Source organism: Cognatilysobacter lacus (genome assembly GCF_008274655.1).
Taxonomy (GTDB): domain Bacteria; phylum Pseudomonadota; class Gammaproteobacteria; order Xanthomonadales; family Xanthomonadaceae; genus Cognatilysobacter; species Cognatilysobacter lacus.
The window spans coordinates 1-21,631 of sequence record NZ_VTRV01000002.1 but is presented as its reverse complement, the minus strand read 5'-3'; the positions used below and the strand labels follow the sequence as shown (position 1 = coordinate 21,631).

Genomic DNA, 21,631 nt, shown 5'->3' with positions numbered 1-21,631 from the left:
GGTCGCGGCCATGACAGTGCCGTGACGCTCAATCTGAAACGCGGGCGGCGCCGGCTTAAGCCTTCAGCGCAGGTAGGCCGACAGCCCGTCCAGGAACATCTGGACCGAGATCGCGACCAGCAGCATGCCCATCAGCCGCTCCAGCGCGGTCAGGACTCGCACGCCGAGAAACCGGTAGAGGACCGTGGCCGAGAACAGGATCACGGACGTCGCCGCCCAGGCGATCAGCAGCGCGATGCTCCAGTCGCCGAGGCGGCCGGGCTCGTTGCTGCCCATCAGCATCACGGCGGCCATGCCCGACGGCCCGGCGATCAGCGGGATCGCCATCGGCACGATGAAGGGCTCGCCATCCGGGATCTCGCCCATCAGGCCTTCCGGTGGCGGGAAGATCATCCGGATGCCGATCAGGAACAGAACGATACCGCCGGCGATCGACACCGACTCCTGCCGCAGGTGCATCAGCTCCAGGCCGTACTTGCCGCCCCACAGGAATGCCGACAGCACGCCCAGCGCGATAAGCAGTTCGCGCGCGAGGACGATGCGCTGGCGGGCCGGCGGCAGGACACGCAGCAGGCTCAGGAACACCGGAATGTTCCCGAGCGGGTCGAGGATCAGGAACAGCAGCAGCGCAGCCGAGGCGATGGTCATGGCGCGATGATCAGGGCGCGACCGGCGCCGGCGCCCACACCGTGCCGCGGCGCGCGCGGCCAGCGGACGAGAGAAGTTCCACCGCCGCCGGCGCATACGTCGACGGGTCGACGGCCTGGCGGTCCGTCTCCTCCACCCAGGCACGTGCGCGCAACGTCGTGCGCATCGGGCCCGGCATCAGCCCGCTGACGCGAACCGGCCCGTTGGCGAGTTCGGCATCCAGGATCCTGACGACGCCCTGCAGCCCGAAGTGCGAGACGCCGTACCCACCCCAGTAGGCGGCACCGACGCGCTCGGGCGAGTCCAGCGTGAATACCACGGAGGCGTCGGCCGACTGCGAGAGGACCGGCAGCAGCGCCTGCGTCAGCCACCACGGCGCCGTCAGCCCGACATGCAGCGAACGGGCGAAATCGGCAGGGTCGGCATGCACCACCGGCGTCAGGCCGCGAAACTCCGCCGCACAGTGGACAAGCCCGTCCAGCCGCCCGAATTCGGTGCCAAGCCGCTCGGCGAGCTGCGCGTAGTCGTCGGGCGAAGCGCCCTCGAGGTCGAGCGGATACAACGCGGCCTGCGCACCCTCGGCCACGAGCCGGTCGTACACGCGATTGAGTCGCGGGGGCCGGTGGCCCAACAGCACCACCGTTGCACCCGCGCGCGCACACGCCTGCGCAACGGCACTTCCGAAGCCCCCGTGCGCGCCGGTTACCAGAACGACGCGCCCGTCCAGCTCACGATCCGGAACGTCGCTCACGGACCCTGCGTCTCGCTGAAGATCCGGGCGAGTTCGCCCGATTCGAGCAGCTCCATGGTGATGTCACAGCCGCCAATCAGCTCGCCGTTGATGAAGAGCTGCGGGAACGTCGGCCAGTTGGACAGGCGCGGCAGGTTCGCGCGCACTTCCGGGTCCTCCAGCACGTTGACGGTATGCAGCTCCTTCGCGCCGGCGGCCTTGAGCGCCTGCACGGTGCGGCTGGAAAACCCGCACATCGGGAACTGCGGCGTGCCCTTCATGAAGAGCACAACGGGATGTCGGTCGATCTCGGTCTGCATGCGCTCCATGACGTTCATGGGCTGCCTCCTGTGCATGCGGCCGCTGCAACTGGCCGTCATGGCGCGTGGGGATAGAATGGAAAATTGTACGCCTCCCGCCCCCACCAGGAGTTTCCGCATGGCCCTTGAACTTCCTCCCCTGCCCTACGATCGCGCAGCGCTCGAGCCGCACATGTCGGCCGAAACGCTCGACTACCACTACGGCAAGCACCACAAGGCGTACGTCGACAACGCCAACAAGATGATCGAGGGCACCGAGTTCGCCGACATGCCGCTGGTGGACATCATCCGTCGCGCCCAAGGGCCGCTGTTCAACAACGTGGCGCAGGTCTGGAACCACACGTTCTTCTGGAACTGCATGAAGCCCCAGGGCGGCGCCGAGCCCACTGGCAAGCTGGCGGACGCGATCAACCTCGCATTCGGCGACTTCGCGACGTTCAAGGACGAATTCGCGAAGACCTGCGTCGGTACGTTCGGATCGGGCTGGGGCTGGCTCGTGCAGCGCCCGGACGGCTCACTGGCGCTCGTAAGCACGTCGAACGCGAACACGCCGGTCGCCACCGACGACACGCCGCTGCTCACCTGCGACGTGTGGGAACACGCCTACTACATCGACTATCGCAACGCGCGGCCGAAGTTCGTCGAAGCGTTCTGGAACCTCGTGAACTGGGACTTCGTGGCTTCGAACATGAAGTGATCCGTTTCGGCGGTGGATGCAACGAACGGCCGGGCGATCCGGCCGTTCTCGTTTCCGCGACCCGCGAGCTGCGCTACGCTCGAACTTCCAGGGGGAAGCACGCACGATGACTGCCAGCACCACGCCCGAGTTGATGCCGTACGTCATCGTCGCCGTCGTTTGCTTCGCGCTGTACCGGCGCATTCGCAGCCACTTCGGATGGCAGCCGTGGCGGCAGTCGCGCACCACTGTCCGCGTCGCGGTGATGAGCGTGGCGCTGGCCGCGCTGGCCGCCATGGCGGCCATCAACCCGGCGCATTACTGGGGCATCGCCGTCGGTGGGGCCGTGGGTGCGGGGCTGGGCGTGCTCGCGCTTCGACTGCTGAGCGTCGACGCGGTCGACGGCCAACCGGGCTACACGCCGAACCCGTGGATCGGTGGCGCGCTCACCGCGCTGCTGGTGGCTCGCATCGCATGGCGCGTTGCCACCGGCGGCTACATGACGCCACAGGCATCGAGCCCGCTCACGTTCGCTGTCGCTGCGGCGGTCGTCGCGTTCTACCTGATGCAGGGCATCGGGCTGATGCGGCTGATGCGCTCGTTCGCCCCAGCGGTCGCCGCGCCCCGCGCCTGAGCGGGTTTCAGCGCGAGGTCAGCCTCGCGACCACCGGCTCGACCTGAGCGGACCGATTCAGTGCGGCGCCGACACGCACGAGTGTCTCGGCCAGCGCGCCATCATCGTCCGCGCGCACGGTCGCGTGCCCGACCTTGCGACCGGCGCGCGGCGCCTTGCCGTAGTCGTGCCAGTGCCCGCCGGATTCGTGGAGAACCGCCCGCGCATCAGGTAGTTCACCCACCCAGTTCAGCATGCAGGCGCGCCCCACCATCCGCGTGTCGCCGAGCGGCAGGCCCAGCACGGCACGCAGATGATTCTCGAACTGCGAAGTCTCGCTGCCCTCGATCGTCCAGTGTCCGGAGTTGTGCACGCGCGGCGCGAGTTCGTTCGCGAGAAGGTTGTCGCCTCGACAGAACAACTCGAGCGCGAACACGCCGACGTAATCCAGCGATTCCGCGAGCCGGCGCGCGTAGTCCACCGCCTCGTCCCGCATCCGCGGCTGCACCGACGCGGGCGCGAGGCTCGCCGACAAGACGCCGTCCACATGCCAGTTCTCGGTGAGCGGCCAGGCGCGGAACTGCCCGTCGCGGCCGCGCACCGCCACCACTGACAGCTCGCGCTCGAAATTCACGAACGCCTCTAGGATCAGCCCCACCTTCGACGCCTGCGCGCCGAGCGCGGCCCATGCGTCGTCGACATCGCTGGCCTGACGGATGCGGAACTGGCCCTTGCCGTCGTAGCCCAGCCGGCGCGTCTTAAGGATGCAGGGCGTACCGATCGATTCGACGGCCGCGCGCAGTCCGTCGAGCGTGTCGACGGCGGCGAATGCCGGCACCGGGATGTCGAGCTCACGGAAGCGCGTCTTCTCGGCTAGCCGATCCTGCGCGATCGCCAGCGCGTGCGGATTCGGGAATACGTCGATACGCGAAGCCAGCCAACGCGCCGACTCGGCAGGCACGTTCTCGAAATCGAAGGTGGCCACGTCGACGCGCGACGCGAATTCCGCAAGCGCCGCTTCGTCGCGATAATCGCCCACTACCATCGGCGCGAACTGACCGGCGCACGCGTCGGCCACGTTGTCCATTACCAGGAAACGCAGGCCGAGCGGCGCGCCCGCGAGCGCGAGCATGCGAGCGAGCTGGCCGCCGCCGAGGATGCCTACCGTCGTCATTTGCGCGGGTCGTCGTTCTGCATCACGGCGGCCGTCTGCTGCTCGCGGAAGGCGTCGAGGCTGGCGCCGACTTCCGGCATCGTGTCGGCCAGCATTGCGGCTGCGAACAACGCTGCGTTGGCCGCACCAGCCTGCCCGATCGCGAAGGTTGCGACGGGAATGCCTGCCGGCATCTGCACGATCGACAGCAGCGAATCGAGGCCATTGAGCGCCTTGCTCTGCACCGGCACACCAAGCACGGGCACGGACGTCTTGGCCGCAAGCATTCCCGGAAGATGCGCGGCGCCGCCCGCGCCGGCGATGATGACCCGCAGGCCGCGCCCGCGCGCCGTCGCGGCGTAATCGAACAGCACATCCGGCGTCCGATGCGCGGACACCACGCGGACCTCGTGCGGCACGCCCAGCGCTTCGAGCTTTGCAGACGCGTGCTGCATCGTTTCCCAGTCGGAGCGGCTGCCCATCACGATGCCCACGACGGGCGGCGGAGCGGTCGTAAGGGCGGCGGCCATGCGTGACTTCCCGGGCAAAGACGTATTCTAAACGGCCCGCCCGCGAATGCCCGCCATGGACCGCAAGCTGCTCGACCTGCTGGCCTGCCCCACCACCCGCCAACCGCTGCGGCCGATCGACCCGCGCGCGCTCGATGGGCTCAATGCCGCCATCGCCGCCGGTGGCGTGAAGCGTAGCGACGGGTCGCCGCAGTCGGCACCGGTCGATGCCGCGCTGGTCACCGCCGACGGCCGCCTCGCCTACCGCGTCGACGACGGCATCCCCGTGCTGCTGGCGAACGAGGCAATCGACCTCACAGCTGCGGGCGTCGGCGCGACATGAGCGTGTTCTACGCCTCCGACACTGACAACGTCGAAGCCGACGTCCGGCAGGCGCTCGCGGAGGACATCGGCAGCGGTGACGCCACGGCCGAGCTGCTTCCCGACGTACCCGACACCGCCTACCTGCTGTGCAAGGAGGTCGCCGTGGTCTGCGGTCGCCCCTGGTTCGACGCCTGCCACCGCTCGCTCGACCCGGATGTCGCGATCGCCTGGCACGTCGCCGAAGGCGATCGCGTACGCGCGGGTACGCTGCTCGCGACGTTGTCCGGCCGCGCGCGCGCGCTGGTCACCGCCGAGCGCACGTCGCTGAACTTCATGCAGACCCTGTCGGCCACGGCAACGGTGACTGCCGCCCACGTGGAGGCCGTGGCGGGCACCGGCGCCCGCATCCTCGACACGCGCAAGACGATCCCGGGTCTTCGCGCGGCACAGAAGTACGCGGTACGCGTCGGCGGCGGCAGCAACCACCGCATGGGCCTCTACGACGCCGTGATGCTCAAGGAAAACCACATCCGCGCGGCCGGGTCGATCGGCGGCGCGGTGCGCAACGCCCGCGAGCGCTACCCGGCGCTACCGGTGATCGTGGAAGTCGAAACGATCGAGCAGCTGCGCGAAGCGCTCGCCACCGGCTGCGACCGCATCCTCATCGATGATTTCGATACGGGCATGCGTCGCGAAGCGGTGGCGATTGCAGCCGGCCGCATTCCGCTCGAGGTGTCAGGCGGCGTGGACCTGTCCGGGCTGCGCGCGATCGCCGAAGACGGCGTGGACTGCATCTCGATCGGCGCGCTGACCAAGCACGTGCGCGCGATCGACCTGTCGCTCAAGCTCGGCCGCAAGCCGGGCTGAGCAATACGTTCAGAGCGCGAGGAATATCGCGCCTGCCAGCAGTACCAGGCCGGCCACGAGACCCCACATCAGCCGCGGGTCCATGCGGCCGCCGACCTCGGCTTGCGGCTCCGTCTCCTCCGACGGGGCCGTCGAGATCAGCTGAAAGCGCAGCGTGTCGAAGCCGATTTCGTCGCCCGCGCGCGCTTCGCCGTGAAGGATCCGCTTCCCGTTGAGAAAGGTTCCGTTCGTCGAGCCCACGTCCTCGATCTGCACGCAGTCGTCGCTCGGCACCAGTCGCGCATGCGCACGGGAGATGCCGTTCTCGTCGATCTGCAACGTGGACTCGGGCGCCCGCCCCACCGTGTTGACACTCCCGAGCGCGAAGCTGCGCCCGAACAGGTGTCCCGACATGCCGCGCAGCATGAACTTGGGCAGCGCGGCGCGAACGGTGGTTGCGAACAGGTCGTCGTTCGCGGACACCGCCGCGCCAGCGGCGCGGCCGACGGCCACGTTTTCCATGCCCGTGAGGCGTGCCTCGAAGCGGTCGAACGACACGCGGTCGCCGTCGCGCAGCGCGATCAAGCCGCGCACGGGCGAGCCGTTTACGGTGACAGGCGCCTCCGACGGCACGTCCAGCATCACCCCGTTCGCCGTGACGTGGAGCTGGCAGTGCCTGGGCTGGACGCCCGGCCGGTCGAGCACGATGTTTGCGTCGGGCGCCGAGCCGACGCTGTTCACGCCAGGCTGCAGGATCACCTGCGGATGCTCGCCACCCGGAAACACCAGCTTCATGGATCGCCCCTTTCGCCGCGTGCAAGCCCTTGTCGGGGCCTGTTCAAGCGGCCACAGTAACAAAATGCCGATGTTGATCGTATTGATGCTCGTCGCGTCTGCGGCGCTGGCCTTCTGGAATTCGGGACGCGCGTCCACGGAACGCGCGCGCGAGCTGGGGCGTGACGCCTGCCGCGCGGCGCAGGTCCAATGGCTCGACGATGCCGTCCACGCCATCGCACTGCGGCCCTGCCGGCTCGGCAGTGGGCGCCTGGGCTGGGAGCGCACGTTCCGCTTCGACTATTCGACGGATGGCCGGGATCGCCACCAGGGACGAATGGTCCTGCGCGGCGAGCGGCTGGTCAGCTTTGTCGGCCCGCCCACACCCGAGCCGCTGCAATTCGCCCCACGGGGCCGATCGGACGGCTGAGCGGACGGACGGCTGAGCGGGTCGGTCCACGGCCCCCGTCGGCCTTGCCAGGCACGACCTCATCCGTTCGGGCCGCGGCTATTTGACGATGCGGAGATGCCCGCGACGCGGCGGGGTCGGAGGTTCGTCGTCGCCATCGGGGCGGCTGTCGTCAGCCGAGTCCTGCACGAGCTCGAGCGCGGGGCCACCGTCGTCCGCGGCATCCATCGGCATGTCGGTCGCGGACTCTCCGTCGTCCGATTCCGGCGGCAATGCCATGCCCTGCCCGTTTTCGCGAGCGTAGATCGCCAGCACGGCGCTGACGGGAACGGATACCGAATGGCTGACACCACCGAATCGGGCGCTGAACCGGATCGTCTCGTTGGTCATCTCGAGCCCCGCGACGGCGCGCTGCGCGACATTGAGGACGATGCGCCCGTCCTTCACCGCATGCCGCGGCACCTGTACGGACGGCGCGGTCGCGTCCACCAGCAGGTGAGGCGTCAGGCCGTTGTCGGCGATCCACTCATACAGCGCCCGCAGAAGGTATGGGCGGTGACTGGTCATCTCGAATTCGTCGGTCATTTTGTCAGTGTAACGAGTGCCCGCGTCGCGGTGGATGTCGTCCAGAAACGGAAAACCCGCCAGTCGGCGGGCCCCCGGTACAACGTTGCCCGTGTGATCAGGCGGGCATGTCGCGCAGCTTGCGCTCGTGCTCGGTCAGGCTGCGGGTGAATCCGGGGTTGCGGAAGATGCGGTTGCCGTAGTCCTCGATCGCCTTGCCGTCCTTCGGCAACGGCACACCGAGCGCCGGAAGACGCCAGATGATCGGCGCCATCGCGCAGTCGGCGAGACTCATTTCGGGATTGAGGAAGAACTTGCTGGCCTTGAACAACGGCACCGAGGCCGTCAACAGCTCCTTCAGTCGCTTGCGGCCGGCTTCCTGCTGAGCCTTGTTGCCCAGCTGGATGGCCTGCACCTGCGGCACCCAGTCGTGCTCGAGGCGAAGCATCGCCAGGCGCAGACGGGCACGCGAAAGCGGATCGACCGGCATCAGCGGCGGATGCGGATAGCGCTCGTCGAGGTATTCGCTGACCACGCTCGCGGCGTAGAGCACGAGGTCGCGCTCCACCAGTGTCGGAACCGACTGGTACGGATTCAGGTCGACCAGGTCTTCGGGCGGATTCTGCGGATCCACCGGGATCAGGTCGTAGGTCACGCCCTTCGCCGCGAGCACAAGGCGCACGCGGTGGCAGAGAACGCAATCGGTGGAGGAAAACAGAGTGAGCGTGTTACGCATGCGTGGATTCGCCGCCATCGTCGACCTCGATCGACCGGAAACCGCCGGCCGCAGGGCGCCGCCCACCCCGTGCGGGCGGTCGCCAACGGTCCCGAGTCACGGCGATACGGCACCCATCCCCCGGGTGCCACGCCGCGATCAATGCTCCACGTCGCGCCAGTACTCTTTCTTCAGCAGCCAGGCGAGAAACGTGAGCAAGGCCAGGAACAGGACCACCCAGACACCGATCGACTGGCGCTTGAGGGCCGCGGGTTCGCCGGCATACTCGAGAAATGCTGTGATGTCACGCGCGGCGCGATCGTAGCCCTGGGCGTCGAGCGTGCCCGGCTGCGTGATCTTCAGCCCGAGCACGGGACGGTCCCCGGTCATGTCGGGCTTGCCGAAGTCGGCGTGCTGCAGGCCCTGCAGCTGCCACAACGGGTTCGGCATCGACACGTTCGGGAACACCGTGTTGTTCCAGCCCACCGGACGCGATTCGTCCAGGTAGAAGGACTTGAGGTAGGTGTAGATCCAGTTCGGGCCCCGCACGCGCGCGATCAGTGAAAGGTCCGGCGGCTGCTTGCCGAACCAGTCCTTCGACTCCGCGGGCATCGCCACGTCGATCGTCTCGCCGACCTTGACGCCGGTGAAGTTGAGGTTCTTCTGCACCTCGTCCTCGCTGAGGCCGAGGTCTTCGGCCATGCGCGAGTAACGCAGGTACTTGAGCGAGTGGCAGCCTGAGCAGTAGTTCATGAACAACTGCGCGCCGCGCTGCAGGGAGGCGCGATCGGTGATGTCGGTGCCCGCCTGCTGGAGGTTGCTCTCCTCCTGGGCGAACACGGGCATTGCGATGGCGAGGCCGAGCACGAGCGTCGCAAGCGAACGCAGAACGCGCATCTTCATGGGTCCGGCAGGCAGTTGATGGAAGGACGCGGCAGGCGACGAGTTAGTCATGCATCGTCACCCGCGTCGGCACCGGCTTGGTCCGGTCGAGCCTTGACCAGATCGGCATGGTGATGAAGAACATGAAGTAGAAGAACGTCAGCACGCGGCCGATGTAGGTCTCGATGATGTCGGTACCGGGGCCCGAACCGATCTTACCCAGCCACAGGAAGCTCAGCGCGAATGCGAAGAGCATCACCTTGGCGAGAATGCCGCGGTAGCGGATCGACTTCACGGGGCTCCTGTCGAGCCACGGCACCAGGAACAGCATCACGATCGCGCCGAACATCACCATCACGCCGCCGAGCTTGTTCGGTACCACGCGCAACATCGCGTAGTAGGGCGTGAAGTACCACGTCGGCTTGATGTGGGAAGGCGTGACCAGGCGGTTGGCTTCGTTGAAGTTGTCGTGCTCGAGGAACAGCCCGCCAACGGTCGGCTCGAAGAAGATGATGAAGGCCGCCAGTATCAGGAAGAAGCCGACGCCCACCATGTCCTTGACCGTGTAGTACGGGTGGAACGGGATGCCGTCGGTCGGCGCCGTCGGCGACCAGCGATTGCCCTTCGGGCCGTACTTGATCTCCACGCCATCCGGGTTGTTCGAGCCGACTTCGTGCAGCGCGCCAAGGTGCAGCACGACGAGAAGCAGCAGGACGAGCGGAAGCGCGATGACGTGCAACGCGAAGAAACGGTTGAGCGTCGCGTCGGACGGCAGGTAGTCGCCCATGATCCATTCGGTCAGGCCGTTGCCGATGACCGGAATCGCGCCGAACAGCGAAATGATGACCTTCGCGCCCCAGAACGACATCTGGCCCCACGGCAGCACGTAGCCCATGAACGCCTCGGCCATCAGCACGAGGTAGATCACCATGCCGAGCAGCCAGACCAGCTCGCGCGGCTTCTTGAACGAGCCGTACATGAGGCCGCGGAACATGTGCAGGTAAACGACGATGAAGAACAGCGAGGCGCCGGTACTGTGCATGTAGCGGATCAGCCAGCCCCACTCCACGTCGCGCATGATGTATTCGACGGACGCGAATGCCGCATCGGCAGCCGGCTTGAAGTGCATCGTCAAGAAGATGCCGGTGACGATCTGGTTGACCAGCACCAGCATCGCGAGCGAACCGAAGTAGTACCAGATGTTGAAGTTCTTCGGGGCGAAGTACTCCGTCATGTGCTTCTTGTAGGCCACGCCCGCGTTCGGCGCGCGGTCGTTGAACCAGTTCACCAGACCCTTGACCAGACCGGTCGCCGGATCGTTGGGCGCCTGCTTGGTGTCGTTGTTCGTAGCCATGTCAGACGGCTCCCTTCGGATCGACGCCGAGCACGATCGTGTTGTCGTTCGCGAAATAGTGCGGCGGGACCGCGAGGTTCTTCGGCGCGGGCACGCCCTGGAAGACGCGGCCCGACATGTCGAAACGCGACTTGTGGCAGGGGCAGAAATAACCACCCTTCCACTCCGGATCGAACGGTTCCGGGCGGATCTCCGCCTTCATTTCCGGCGAGCAACCCAGGTGCGTGCACAACCCGACCAGGACGGAAATTTCCGGCTTGATCGAGCGGTAGTGCACGTCGCCCTTGAGGACGTACTTCGGCTGCTGGTCGACATCCTCGGACTTCGGGTCGCGCAGGCGGTTGTCGAGCAGCGGCAGCGCCTTGAGGATCTCGGGCGAGCGACGAACGATCCAGATCGGCTGGCCGCGCCATTCAACGATCATGCGCTGGCCCATCGGCAGCGCGCTGATGTCGGTGGTCACCGGCGCACCCGCGAGCTTGGCGCGCGCGCTCGGATTCCACGACTTGATGAACGGGACTGCGGCGAAGCCGACTCCGACCGCGCCGACGACAGCGGTGGTCGCGGTCAGGAACCTGCGGCGACCGAGGTTCACCGGCTCGTTCATGGGCTCGTTGACCCCTTCGTTGGCCATCCGGCACTCCGAGAAAATTCGACGTGGGCCGCCTGTGAAGCGAGGGCGGCTGATAAAGACGGAGAAGTGTAACGGAACGGTGAACAGCGCGACAATCCGCGTGTTCTCCGACGACGGCGACTTCCGGCGAAATAGTCGCGCCCAAGCAAAACGGGCGCCGCTTCTGCGACGCCCGTCAAGATTCGAGGTCGACCAGCCGGATCAGCGCAGGATCGGGCCCGAGCGGTACCGGTCGGCGAGGAGCGTGACCCGCTGGACGTAGCGCTGCGTCTCGCTGTACGGGGGAACGCCACGGTACTTGTCGACCGCGCCCTCGCCCGCGTTGTAGCCCGCGGCGACCAGTCGAAGGTCGCCGTTGAAGCGCTTAAGGAGGAAAGCGAGGTACTGCACGCCTCCGCGAATGTTCTGCCCGGGATCGAAGGCGTTGCCGACCCCGAAGCGGCGGGCCGTCGCCGGCATCAGCTGCATCAGGCCCTGCGCGCCCACGTGGGACAACGCGTTCGGGTTGAACGCGGACTCGGCATGGATGATCGCGCGGACGATCGATTCGTCGACGCCGTACGCGGCGGCGGCATCGGCGATCTCACCGCGGTAGGCGTCCGGCTTCAGGCGGAGCGTGGAGAAATTCACGCCGGGCTGCGAGCCGCAGGCGAAGCACGTCTCCATGTAGCTGTAGCGGATGGTGCGCAGGGCCGTAGCGAGCGCGACGCCGGCCGGGCGCTTGCTCGAGTAATGACGGACGCCATCCTGGATGTACGAGTAGATCTGCCCCTGCACGAGGTGGGTCGGGGCAGCCGAAGCAACCGCAGCCGGTGAGGCCGCGGCGCTGGACGCCGGAACCGACGGCGCGAGCGTGCCGGAAGCCGGCGACCCGGCCACGGAGCTGGCGGGCGTCATCACCGCGCCCTGCGCGCGCGGCATGTAGTGCGCGGTTGCACGGCTCGTGTAGCGGCTGATGACCTGGCACTCGGCGCCGGCGATGCGCTTGCTCGCGTAGCTGCGGACGCCAGCCACATCACAGCGGTAAACCGTGCCGGCGACTGCGGGCGCGGAACCCAACAGACCTGAAACGAGCAGCAGTGCGGTGGCCGTCTTCATGGGGCCATCATTCCGTGTTCCCGGAATTTTCACAACCCGTTGATCGGACTGCAATTGTTGATCTGCGGATGCGGTCACCTACCCTGCTGCACCGCGGTAAACTCGGCGGACCGGCCCGGATTAACCGCCGCCCAGCCCCGGAACCCATGACCGAGCTTCATCCCGCTGACGCCCCGACGGCGTCGGAGCCCGCGCCCCCGCTGCGCGGCAAGCTGTTCATCGAAACGCATGGTTGCCAGATGAACGAGTATGACTCGGCGAAGATGGCCGACGTTCTCGCTTTTTCAGACGGCCTCGAGATCACTCATGACCCGGCCGAGGCCGACGTCATCCTGGTGAATACCTGCTCCATTCGCGAGAAGGCGCAGGACAAGGTCTTCAGCCAGCTCGGCCGCTGGCGCGCGCTCAAGCAGGGTGGAAAGCCGGTGCTGATCGGCGTGGGTGGCTGCGTGGCGAGCCAGGAAGGCGCGGCAATCATCAAGCGCGCGCCGTACGTCGACCTCGTGTTCGGCCCGCAGACCCTGCACCGCCTGCCCCAGCTGATCGAGGCGCGCCGCGAAACGGGCCTGCCGCAGGTCGACATCAGCTTCCCGGAGATCGAAAAGTTCGACCGCCTGCCCCAGCCCCGCGCCGACGGGCCGAGCGCGTTCGTCTCCATCATGGAAGGCTGCTCGAAGTACTGCTCGTTCTGCGTGGTGCCGTACACGCGCGGCGAGGAGGTCAGCCGGCCGTTCGAGGATGTGCTGGTCGAGGTCGCGCAGCTGGCCGCGCAGGGGGTTCGCGAGGTCAACCTGCTGGGCCAGAACGTCAATGCGTATCGCGGGCCGTACGGCGATGGCGATCTCGCGGACCTCGGCCTGCTCATCCGCGCGGTCGCGCAGATCGATGGCATCGACCGGATCCGCTTCACCACCTCGCACCCGCTGGAGTTCTCCGATTCGCTGGTCGACGCGTATCGCGACGTGCCGGCGTTGGCGAACTACCTGCACCTGCCCGTGCAGTCCGGCTCCGACCGCATCCTCGCGGCCATGAAGCGCGGGTACACGGCGCTCGAGTTCAAGCAGAAGATCCGCAAGCTGCGCGCCGTCCGGCCCGACATCTCGATCTCGTCGGACTTCATCGTCGGTTTCCCGGGTGAAACCGACGCGGACTTCGAGAAGACGATGAAGCTCATCGAGGACGTCGGCTTCGACCAGTCGTACTCCTTCATCTATTCGCGGCGGCCGGGTACGCCAGCTTCGAATCTCGAGGACGACGTTTCCAGCGAGGTCAAGCACGCGCGACTGTCGCGGCTGCAGGCCACCATCAGCGAGAACTCGAAACGGATTTCCGACTCCATGGTTGGCAGTTCGCAGCGGATCCTCGTCGAAAGCCCGTCGCGCAAGGATCCGAACGAGCTCACCGGCAAGACGGAGAACATGCGCTCGGTCAATTTCGCCGCACCGGCGCGGCTGATCGGGCAGTTCGTCGACGTGGTGATCACGGGCGCGTTCTCGAACTCGCTGCGCGGCCGCGTCGTTACCGCCGACGAGCCGATTCCCGCCTGACCCGCGGCCTCACGCGCCGCAGCCGCCGGCGCATGCATGGTCGCCCGACCCCACGAATCCCACGCACGCATGGCCGAGCTCATCCACCACGATTTCGTCCTCGACCCGCCCGCGCCGGAGCGGCTCGCCAACCTCGCCGGCCCGTTCGACGCGCACCTGCGGATGATCGAACTACGCCTAGCGGTGCAGGTGGCCAATCGCGGCAACGTGTTCCGCGTGACCGGCACCGCACCGGCGGCGCGGCATGCCGAGCGGCTCATCCAGGAGCTGTGGGCGGATACCGTCGATGAGGTCATCACCGAACCCGGCATCCACCTTCGACTGAGCCAGTCGGGCGTCGAACAGCGCATGGCGGAAGACGTCGAGCCGCAGGAAGTGGTGATCCGGGTCAAGCGCGGCACGCTGCGCGCACGCGGCGAGAACCAGGCGCGCTACCTGCACGCGATCGCCACGCACGACATCAACTTCGGCATCGGCCCGGCCGGTACCGGCAAGACGTTCCTCGCGGTCGCGCTGGCCGTCGAGGCGCTGAACACCGCGCGCGTGCAGCGCATCGTGCTGGTGCGGCCCGCGGTCGAGGCCGGCGAGAAGCTGGGGTTCCTGCCCGGCGACCTGTCGCAGAAGGTCGACCCCTACCTGCGCCCGTTGTACGACGCGCTGTACGAAATGCTCGGCGTCGAGAAGGTGGCGAAGCTGCTGGAGCGCAACGTCATCGAGATCGCGCCGCTGGCGTACATGCGCGGCCGCACGCTCAACGATGCCTACGTGATCCTCGACGAGGCGCAGAACACCACGGTCGAGCAGATGAAGATGTTCCTGACGCGCATCGGCTTCGGCAGCACCGCGGTGGTGACCGGCGACCTCAGCCAGATAGACCTGCCCAAGAGCCAGAAATCCGGCCTGCGCGACGGCCTCGACGTGCTCACGGGCGTCGAGGGCATCAGCTTCACCTTCTTCGAATCGCGCGACGTGGTGCGCCATCCGCTGGTCGCCCGCATCGTCAACGCCTACGATGCACGCGACGCAACGGACGCGGCCACCGGCCGGGCGTAGGCGCACGGAGAGCGCAGTGGTCGCCGATGTCAGCGTGAGTTATGCCACCGCGCGCGCCGGCGTCCCGTCGGCGGCGAGCTTTCGCAGGTGGGTGGCGGCGGCACTGGCCGACCGCGACGAAGCAGCCGAAGTGGGGATACGGGTGGTCGGCACGGACGAAGGCCGCGAGCTCAACCGCCAGTACCGCCAGCGCGACTACGCGACCAACGTGCTCAGCTTTCCGGCCGACGCGCCCGAGGGCTGGCCGGCGGACGTGCCGTTACCGCTGCTGGGCGACCTGGTGATCTGCGCCGACGTCGTCGCGCGCGAAGCCGCCGAGCAGGGCAAGCGGCGCAACGACCACTACGCGCACCTGGTCGTGCACGGCACCCTGCACCTGCTGGGCATGGACCATATCGACGACGCCGATGCCGAGGCGATGGAAGCGCGCGAACGGGCGGTGCTGGCAAAGCTCGGCATCGCGGACCCGTACTGAGCCGCCTTGAGCGACGCGGGCGCGACCCCATCTCCACGGCCGGGTCGCGCGGACCCGCTAGACTGACCCCTGCCGCCACGCGCGGCGTACCCGAACGAAGACATGTCCGAGGACGACAGTAGTACCCACCACGAGCGCCGCTCCTGGTTCGACCGCATCAGCTCCGCACTGTCGGGCGAGCCATCGACCCGCGAGGACCTGGTCGAACTGCTGCGCGACGCGCAGTCGGACGGCCTGATCGAGGGCGACACGCTGCGCATGATGGAAGGCGCGATCGCGGTGTCGGACATGACCGTGGGCGACGTCATGATCTCGCGCTCGCAGATGGTCTCGCTGCCGGCCGAAGCGCGCTTCCTCGACCTGATGAAGATGGTGGTCGAGTCCGGTCATTCGCGCTTTCCGGTGCATGGCGAGGACCGCGACGAGATCGTCGGCGTGCTGCTCGCCAAGGACCTGCTGCGCGGCGTCGTGAGCGACGACGGCTCGGCGACGATCCACGAACTGCTGCGCCCGGCGCTGCTGGTGCCGGCGTCGAAGCGCCTCGACCTGCTGCTGCGGGAGTTCCGGCAGTCGCGCAACCACATGGCGATCGTCATCGACGAGCACGGCGGTGTCGGCGGGCTGATCACGATCGAGGACGTGCTGGAACAGATCGTCGGCGAGATCGACGACGAGCACGACGATGCGCAGGATCCGGACGCCCTGATCGCAGCGCAGGCCGACGGTCAGTTCGTGGTCGATGCGCTGACGCCGATCGCCGATTTCAACGAACGCTTCAGCGCCGACTTCGACGACGACGAATACGACACCATCGGCGGGCTGGTCACCGCGGCCATCGGCCACCTGCCGGAAGCCGGTGAAGAGCTTTCGCTCGGGCGCTTCGTGTTCCGCGTCGCAGGCGCGGATGCCCGCCGCGTGCACGCCTTCCACGTGGGCGTGCATGGCGAGGCCTGATCGCCGCATCGCCGCGGCCCTCCTCGCGCTGTTGCTGCTGCTGCTCGGGCCGTGGGCATCGGCGGCGCCGCGCATCGGCGTGGCCACCATGCAGCCGGGTGAGATCTTCTGGGAGCGCTTCGGGCACGACGCGCTTGTCGTCGTCGACCCGGCTACCGGCGCCGCCACGTCCTACAACTTCGGCTTCTTCGATCCGTCCGAGCCCGGCTTCGTCGGCAACTTCGTGCACGGCATCATGCGGTACCGCCTCGCCGCCCTGCCCTTCGACGAGGACATGGTGATGTACCGCGACGAAGGCCGCGGCGTGTCCATCCAGTGGTTGCAGTTGAGCGATGCGCAGGCGGTTTCACTCGCCAGCGCGCTCGCCATCAACGCGCGCCCGGAGAACGCGGTCTACCGCTACGACTATTTCCGCGACAACTGCTCCACGCGGGTCCGCGACGCGATCGACAGCGCCGTCGGCGGCGAACTGCGGCGCCAGCTGGTCGGGCGGTCGCATGGCAGCACCTACCGCAGCGAAGCAGTGCGCCTCGCGTCACCGGCAACCTGGATGTGGCTGGGCTTCGATGTGGGCCTTGGCCCCAGCGCGGACCGGCCGCTGTCGCTGTGGGAAGAATCGTTCGTACCGATGCGGCTGGCGGCTGCGCTGCGCGAGGTCCGGATCGATGGCCATCCGCTGGTGGCGGCCGAGGTTCCGGTGTTGCCGCATCGGATCGCGCCGGAGCCCACCGAAGCCCCGCGCGCGGTCGGGTCATGGCTGGCGGTCGGCGTGGTGCTGGGGTTGGGCCTGGCGTTCGCGGGCGCAGGTCGCCCCCGGTGCGCGGCGGCATTCGCGCTCGTGTTCTGGACGGTCAGCAGCCTGCTCGGGATGCTGCTGCTGTTCCTTTGGCTGGACACCGTGCACCGCTTCGCGTGGGCGAACCGCAACCTGCTGCTGCTGGATCCGCTGGCGCTGCTGGCGCTGCCCGGCGCGTGGCGGTTGGTGCGGGGCCGCGCGCCCGGGCCCCTGATGCGGCGCCTCTTGCCGGTGCTGACCGCCGTGGCACTCGTCGCGGTGTTCGTGTCGTGGCTGGAATCCGGGGCGCAGGACAACGCGCGATGGATCGCGCTGCTCCTGCCCATTCATGCGGGAATCTGGGCCGGGTTGCGCGACACCTCGCGACCGTCCGCCGATAGCATCGGTCCATGACCGAATCCGCCTACGCCGCCTCCGTCGTCAATTGCGCCGCCTACGAACCCGACGGCACGCGTCGCGAAATCGACATCGCGCAGATCAGCGACGTCCTGGCCGTCGACGATGGCAGCTTCGTCTGGGTGGGCCTGTACGAGCCGGGCGAAAAGCTGCTGGCGACGCTGCAGGAAGAGTTCGACCTCCACCCGCTCGCCGTCGAGGATGCGCGTAACGCGCACCAGCGCCCGAAGTTCGAGGCCTACGGCGACTCGCTGTTCATCGCGGTGCATACCGCGCAGTCGACGGAAGGCGCCATCCGCTTCGGCGAGACCCACATCTTCGTCGGCCCGCGCTACATCGTGACCGTGCGACACGGCGCGTCGTCGAGCTATGCGCCGGCACGCGCGCGCCTCGAGCGCGAAAAATCGCTGCTGATGCACGGCCCGGGTGCGGCGCTTTATGCCGTGCTCGACCTGATCGTCGACAACTTCCTGCCGATCGTCGACGAGTACAACCGCCTGCTGGGCGAACTCGAGAACGACGTCTTCGCCGAAGATTTCCGTCGCGAGACGGTGCAGCGCCTGTACTGGCTCAAGCGCGACATCACGCAGCTGCGCATGGCGGCCGAGCCGATGCAGGACATCCTCAGCCATCTGACGCGCATGCAGGACGGCCTGGTCGACGAAACCATCCAGCCGTACCTGCGCGACGTGCTGGACCATGCACTGCGCATCCAGTCGAGCACCGAAACCCTGCGCGAGATGCTGACAGCCGCGGTCGGCGTCAACCTGTCGCTGGTGACGGTGCAGCAGGGCGAGATCGTGAAGCGGCTCGGTGCCTGGGCATCGCTGCTCGCGGCGCCGACGCTGGTCGCCAGCTGGTACGGCATGAACTTCGAGCACATGCCTGAGCTGCATGGCCGCTGGAGCTACTACGTCCTGATCGGCGCGATGGCGCTGGTGTGCCTGGTGCTGTACTGGAAATTCAAGAAGGCGCGCTGGCTGTAGATCGCGGTCCGAAGGGCCTCTCATGCGTTCGCCACGGTGCAGCGCGCGTCGGGCTGGCAGGGCTGACGCGTACGTCGCACGAGGTAAGTGCCGTGCGCGGCTGGAACCCGCTGTGCGCAGCAGGGCTGGAGCGGGCGCGGCCCTCGCACGCCACAGTCGATGCCAGACGCGGCCCATGCAATTGCGCAACGCACATTGACCCCCGGCCGTCGCCTGCGCCACGCTCGCGATTCAACAGGGAGACGCGCGATGCGGGGACTGGCGGCACTTTTCTGGGCGGCGCTCGGCCTGCTCGCAGTCGCATCGCTGGGCATGCTCGCACTGCACCGGGGCGAGACGGTCAGCGCGATGTGGCTGGTGGCCGCTTCGGCGAGCACGTTCTTCATCGCCTACCGGTTCTATGCCCGCTACATCGGGCGCCAGCTCGGCCTCGACCCCGCGCGCATCACGCCGGCGCACGGGCGCAACGACGGCCTGGACTACGTGCCCACCTCCCGCGGGGTGCTGTTCGGCCACCATTTCGCCGCGATCGCCGGCGCAGGGCCGCTGGTCGGCCCCGTGCTGGCGGCGCAGATGGGTTACCTGCCGGGCACGCTGTGGATCCTGTTCGGCGTCGTGTTCGCAGGCGCGGTGCAGGACATGCTGGTGCTGTTCTTTTCGACCCGCCGCGACGGGCGATCGCTGGGCGAGATGATCCGCAGCGAGATGGGCGATGCGGCAGGCGTCGTCTCCATGCTCGGCATCGCCGCGATCATGATCATCCTGCTGGCGGTGCTCGCGCTGGTGGTGGTCAAGGCGCTCGCGCAGAGCCCGTGGGGCACGTTCACCGTCGTCATGACCGTGCCGATCGCGCTGCTCATGGGCTCGTGGCTGCGCTGGCTGCGGCCGGGACGCATCCTCGAGGCGTCGCTGATCGGTTTCGTGTTGCTGCTCGCGTCCATCTGGTTCGGCGGGCACGTGGCTTCCGACGCGCACTGGAGCGCGGTGTTCCGGCTGCAGGGCACCACGCTCGCCTGGTGGCTGATGGGCTACGGCTTCGTCGCGTCGGTATTGCCGGTGTGGCTGCTGCTGGCGCCGCGTGATTACCTCTCGACCTTCCTCAAGATCGGAACCATCGTCGGGCTTGCCCTCGCGATCCTGGTCGCGATGCCGGACCTGCGGATGCCCGCGATGACGCGCTTCGTGGACGGCAGCGGCCCGGTGTTCGCAGGCTCGCTGTTTCCGTTCCTGTTCATCACGATCGCCTGCGGCGCGGTGTCCGGATTCCACGCGCTGATCAGCTCGGGCACGACGCCGAAAATGATCGACAACGAACGCGACATCGCGGTCATCGGCTACGGCGCCATGCTGATGGAGGCGTTCGTCGCGGTGATGGCGCTGATCGCCGCCTGCGTGCTGCAGCCCGGTCTGTACTTCGCGATGAACGCGCCGGTGGCTGCGCTCGGCACAACGCTCGAGAGCGCGTCGGCCGCGATCAATGGCTGGGGGTTCGCCATCACGCCGGACGTGCTGGCCGCGGCCGCGCACCAGATCGGCGAGGAAACGGTGCTGTCCCGCACCGGCGGCGCGCCGACGCTCGCGGTCGGCATGGCGCAGATCCTCGCGGGCCTCGGCGGCGGCAACGCGATGATGGCGTTCTGGTACCACTACGCGATCCTGTTCGAGGCGCTGTTCATCCTGACCACGATCGACGCCGGCACGCGCGTGGCGCGATTCATGCTTCAGGAGATGCTCGGCCTCGCCTATCCGCCGTTGCGCGAGACGCGAAGCTGGGTCGGCAACGTGCTGTGCACCGCGCTCGCCGTCGCGGGCTGGGGCTGGTTCCTGTACCAGGGCGTGGTCGACCCGCTCGGCGGCATCAACACGCTGTGGCCACTGTTCGGCATCGCCAACCAGATGCTTGCGGGCATCGCGCTGGTGTTCTGTTGCGCGGTGCTGGTGCGCATGAAGCGCGGCCGGCTGCTGTGGATACCCGGCATCGCGACGGCGTGGCTGCTCGCCTGCACGCTGACCGCCGGCGTGGAGAAGCTGCTGCATCCGGATCCGAAGATCGGCTTCATCGCCGCGGCCCGCAAGTTCTCGGACGCCGCCGCGCGCGGTGAGGTGCTGGCGCCCGCCAAGTCGATCGCCGACATGCATCGGGTCGCGTTCAACAACATGCTCGATGCCGCGCTGTGCCTGCTGTTCGTCGGGGTGCTGCTGGCAACCGTGGCCTTCGGCGTGCGCGCGATGCTGCGCGCGCGTCGCGGTGATTCGCCGACTTCGCGCGAGGTGGCCTATGCAGCGGCCGGCTGACTCGCCGCGGCTAGCACTGTCGCGGGCTTGGCGCACGATCGCGAACGCGGCGCGGCTCGCGATCGGCATACCCGACTACGACGCATACCGCGACCATATGCAGCGGGCGCATCCGGATCGCGCGCCGATGGATCGTGCGGCGTTCTTTCGCGAGCGCGTCGATGCACGTTACGGTCGCGGCCGTTCGCGCTGCTGCTGAGCGCTAGCGCGAAGCATCCACGGCGCCTGACTGCATCAGTCGCGGTATCTCGTCCAGCAGCTCGCGCGCGAGGAATCCGAGCGGCCCGCCCTGGCGATGTGCGAGGGCATCGGCGGCAGCCGCGTGCAGGTAAACGCCCCACGCCGCCGCATGGAACGGCGATGCACCGCGCGCGGCAAGGCCGCCGATGATCCCCGACAGCGTGTCGCCGGACCCGGACGTGGCCAACCCGACGTTGCCGTAGTCGTTCGACGCGATGGCGCCCGACTCGCCGCGCAGCAGTGCCTCGCCGTCGATGATGTAGGTCGTCGCGCCCTTCATGACGCAGACGGCGCGGAAGCGCCTGGCCATCTCGATGCCCAGTTCGAGCGGACGCGATTCGATTTCGCTGCGTTCGCAGCCGACTAACCGCGCCGCCTCCCCCGCGTGCGGGGTGATGATGCGTTGCGCGCGGCCCGACGCTATGCGGCCGCCGTCGTCGTCGAACGCACCGAGCGCGGCCGCGTCGATGACGACGGGAACGTCGTGCAGCTGCGCGAGCCACGTCGCGAGCATTCGCGACGTCGCCCGTGATTCCAGCAGCCCGGGCCCGACGACGATCGCATCGGCGCGTTCCGACAGCTCGGTGATCTGCGCGCGCGCCGCGGCCGCCAGCGCGCCCGAGCGCGTTTCGGGCAACGA

26 protein-coding genes are annotated in these 21,631 nt (G+C 67.9%); 13 read left to right on the top strand and 13 right to left on the bottom strand.

All coding sequences use genetic code 11. From position 1 onward, the window contains the following. Positions 1-63: 63 nt before the first annotated feature. The 3 genes from FW784_RS00305 to grxD are packed head-to-tail and all read right to left on the bottom strand — an operon-like array spanning position 64 to position 1,716. A complete protein-coding gene (locus FW784_RS00305) occupies positions 64-648 on the bottom strand; it encodes a MarC family protein (protein ID WP_149351373.1) in 585 nt (194 codons plus the stop codon). Between the two features lie 10 nt (positions 649-658). Next, positions 659-1,399, bottom strand: coding sequence for an SDR family NAD(P)-dependent oxidoreductase (locus FW784_RS00300; RefSeq protein WP_149351372.1), 741 nt, complete (start codon positions 1,397-1,399; stop codon positions 659-661). Further along, complete coding sequence (grxD, locus tag FW784_RS00295) at positions 1,396-1,716, bottom strand: Grx4 family monothiol glutaredoxin (protein ID WP_149351371.1); 321 nt, start codon at positions 1,714-1,716, stop codon at positions 1,396-1,398. The genes FW784_RS00300 and grxD overlap by 4 nt, the downstream gene beginning before the upstream one ends. A gap of 100 nt (positions 1,717-1,816) precedes the next feature. Here grxD and FW784_RS00290 point away from each other — a divergent pair, with 100 nt between their 5' ends. Then, on the top strand, positions 1,817-2,395 hold the full coding sequence (locus FW784_RS00290) for a superoxide dismutase (RefSeq protein WP_149351370.1): 579 nt from the start codon (positions 1,817-1,819) through the stop codon (positions 2,393-2,395). A gap of 106 nt (positions 2,396-2,501) precedes the next feature. Further along, complete coding sequence (locus FW784_RS00285) at positions 2,502-3,008, top strand: CcdC protein domain-containing protein (RefSeq protein WP_187770607.1); 507 nt, start codon at positions 2,502-2,504, stop codon at positions 3,006-3,008. Between the two features lie 7 nt (positions 3,009-3,015). Here the strand turns inward: FW784_RS00285 and FW784_RS00280 are convergent, their stop codons facing one another. Both FW784_RS00280 and purE read right to left on the bottom strand, forming a co-directional pair. After that, positions 3,016-4,161, bottom strand: a complete 1,146-nt coding sequence (locus FW784_RS00280) for a 5-(carboxyamino)imidazole ribonucleotide synthase (protein ID WP_149351368.1) — start codon at positions 4,159-4,161, stop codon at positions 3,016-3,018. Further along, positions 4,158-4,670, bottom strand: coding sequence for a 5-(carboxyamino)imidazole ribonucleotide mutase (gene purE, locus FW784_RS00275; RefSeq protein WP_149351367.1), 513 nt, complete (start codon positions 4,668-4,670; stop codon positions 4,158-4,160). Before purE ends, FW784_RS00280 begins: the two co-directional genes overlap by 4 nt. Positions 4,671-4,725: 55 nt before the next feature. On the opposite strand from purE, the gene FW784_RS00270 reads away from it, so the two are divergent. Beyond that, the gene (locus tag FW784_RS00270; protein ID WP_149351366.1) at positions 4,726-4,992 is read left to right on the top strand and encodes a Trm112 family protein; all 267 of its coding nucleotides are present in this window, start codon (positions 4,726-4,728) and stop codon (positions 4,990-4,992) included. Further along, positions 4,989-5,840, top strand: a complete 852-nt coding sequence (gene nadC, locus FW784_RS00265) for a carboxylating nicotinate-nucleotide diphosphorylase (protein WP_149351365.1) — start codon at positions 4,989-4,991, stop codon at positions 5,838-5,840. Before FW784_RS00270 ends, nadC begins: the two co-directional genes overlap by 4 nt. A gap of 9 nt (positions 5,841-5,849) precedes the next feature. On the opposite strand, the gene FW784_RS00260 is transcribed toward nadC, so the two are convergent. Next, the gene (locus FW784_RS00260; protein ID WP_149351364.1) at positions 5,850-6,614 is read right to left on the bottom strand and encodes an FHA domain-containing protein; all 765 of its coding nucleotides are present in this window, start codon (positions 6,612-6,614) and stop codon (positions 5,850-5,852) included. Here FW784_RS00260 and FW784_RS00255 point away from each other — a divergent pair. Next, entirely contained in the window at positions 6,613-7,023 is a 411-nt protein-coding gene (locus FW784_RS00255; RefSeq protein ID WP_425481559.1) for a DUF3301 domain-containing protein, read from the top strand. The two genes, FW784_RS00260 and FW784_RS00255, sit on opposite strands and share 2 nt — an antisense overlap. Before the next feature lie 78 nt (positions 7,024-7,101). On the opposite strand, the gene FW784_RS00250 is transcribed toward FW784_RS00255, so the two are convergent. The 6 genes from FW784_RS00250 to FW784_RS00225 all read right to left on the bottom strand — a co-directional run bounded on the left by FW784_RS00250 (position 7,102) and on the right by FW784_RS00225 (position 12,249). Continuing rightward, complete coding sequence (locus FW784_RS00250) at positions 7,102-7,587, bottom strand: ClpXP protease specificity-enhancing factor (RefSeq protein ID WP_149351363.1); 486 nt, start codon at positions 7,585-7,587, stop codon at positions 7,102-7,104. A gap of 97 nt (positions 7,588-7,684) precedes the next feature. Further along, on the bottom strand, positions 7,685-8,320 hold the full coding sequence (locus tag FW784_RS00245) for a glutathione S-transferase N-terminal domain-containing protein (protein WP_149351362.1): 636 nt from the start codon (positions 8,318-8,320) through the stop codon (positions 7,685-7,687). A 120-nt stretch (positions 8,321-8,440) separates the two neighbouring features. Continuing rightward, a complete protein-coding gene (locus tag FW784_RS00240) occupies positions 8,441-9,184 on the bottom strand; it encodes a cytochrome c1 (RefSeq protein ID WP_425481557.1) in 744 nt (247 codons plus the stop codon). A 43-nt stretch (positions 9,185-9,227) separates the two neighbouring features. Beyond that, complete coding sequence (locus FW784_RS00235; protein ID WP_149351361.1) at positions 9,228-10,517, bottom strand: cytochrome b; 1,290 nt, start codon at positions 10,515-10,517, stop codon at positions 9,228-9,230. A 1-nt stretch (position 10,518) separates the two neighbouring features. Next, positions 10,519-11,151, bottom strand: a complete 633-nt coding sequence (petA, locus tag FW784_RS00230) for a ubiquinol-cytochrome c reductase iron-sulfur subunit (RefSeq protein WP_149351360.1) — start codon at positions 11,149-11,151, stop codon at positions 10,519-10,521. 201 nt (positions 11,152-11,352) lie between these two features. After that, complete coding sequence (locus FW784_RS00225) at positions 11,353-12,249, bottom strand: lytic transglycosylase domain-containing protein (protein WP_149351359.1); 897 nt, start codon at positions 12,247-12,249, stop codon at positions 11,353-11,355. Between the two features lie 146 nt (positions 12,250-12,395). On the opposite strand from FW784_RS00225, the gene miaB reads away from it, so the two are divergent. The 8 genes from miaB (at position 12,396) to FW784_RS00185 (ending at position 20,950) form a co-directional block, all read left to right on the top strand. Next, complete coding sequence (gene miaB, locus FW784_RS00220; RefSeq protein ID WP_149351358.1) at positions 12,396-13,796, top strand: tRNA (N6-isopentenyl adenosine(37)-C2)-methylthiotransferase MiaB; 1,401 nt, start codon at positions 12,396-12,398, stop codon at positions 13,794-13,796. Between the two features lie 69 nt (positions 13,797-13,865). Beyond that, positions 13,866-14,849 carry a PhoH family protein gene (locus FW784_RS00215; RefSeq protein ID WP_149351357.1) on the top strand — a complete coding sequence of 328 codons (984 nt, stop codon included), beginning with the start codon at positions 13,866-13,868 and terminating at the stop codon, positions 14,847-14,849. Then, entirely contained in the window at positions 14,809-15,324 is a 516-nt protein-coding gene (ybeY, locus tag FW784_RS00210; RefSeq protein ID WP_149351356.1) for an rRNA maturation RNase YbeY, read from the top strand. The genes FW784_RS00215 and ybeY overlap by 41 nt, the downstream gene beginning before the upstream one ends. Positions 15,325-15,426: 102 nt before the next feature. Further along, on the top strand, positions 15,427-16,278 hold the full coding sequence (locus FW784_RS00205; protein WP_149351355.1) for a CorC family transporter: 852 nt from the start codon (positions 15,427-15,429) through the stop codon (positions 16,276-16,278). Next, positions 16,265-17,467: a lipoprotein N-acyltransferase Lnb domain-containing protein gene (locus FW784_RS00200; RefSeq protein WP_149351354.1), complete on the top strand. Its 1,203-nt coding sequence runs from the start codon at positions 16,265-16,267 to the stop codon at positions 17,465-17,467. Before FW784_RS00205 ends, FW784_RS00200 begins: the two co-directional genes overlap by 14 nt. Beyond that, positions 17,464-18,456 carry a magnesium/cobalt transporter CorA gene (corA, locus tag FW784_RS00195; protein WP_149351353.1) on the top strand — a complete coding sequence of 331 codons (993 nt, stop codon included), beginning with the start codon at positions 17,464-17,466 and terminating at the stop codon, positions 18,454-18,456. The genes FW784_RS00200 and corA overlap by 4 nt, the downstream gene beginning before the upstream one ends. Positions 18,457-18,705: 249 nt before the next feature. Continuing rightward, the gene (locus FW784_RS00190; protein ID WP_149351352.1) at positions 18,706-20,751 is read left to right on the top strand and encodes a carbon starvation CstA family protein; all 2,046 of its coding nucleotides are present in this window, start codon (positions 18,706-18,708) and stop codon (positions 20,749-20,751) included. Beyond that, positions 20,735-20,950: a YbdD/YjiX family protein gene (locus FW784_RS00185; RefSeq protein ID WP_149351351.1), complete on the top strand. Its 216-nt coding sequence runs from the start codon at positions 20,735-20,737 to the stop codon at positions 20,948-20,950. The genes FW784_RS00190 and FW784_RS00185 overlap by 17 nt, the downstream gene beginning before the upstream one ends. Positions 20,951-20,953: 3 nt before the next feature. On the opposite strand, the gene FW784_RS00180 is transcribed toward FW784_RS00185, so the two are convergent. Further along, on the bottom strand, positions 20,954-21,631 hold a 678-nt coding region (locus tag FW784_RS00180; RefSeq protein WP_149351350.1), incomplete at its 5' end, for an ADP-dependent NAD(P)H-hydrate dehydratase.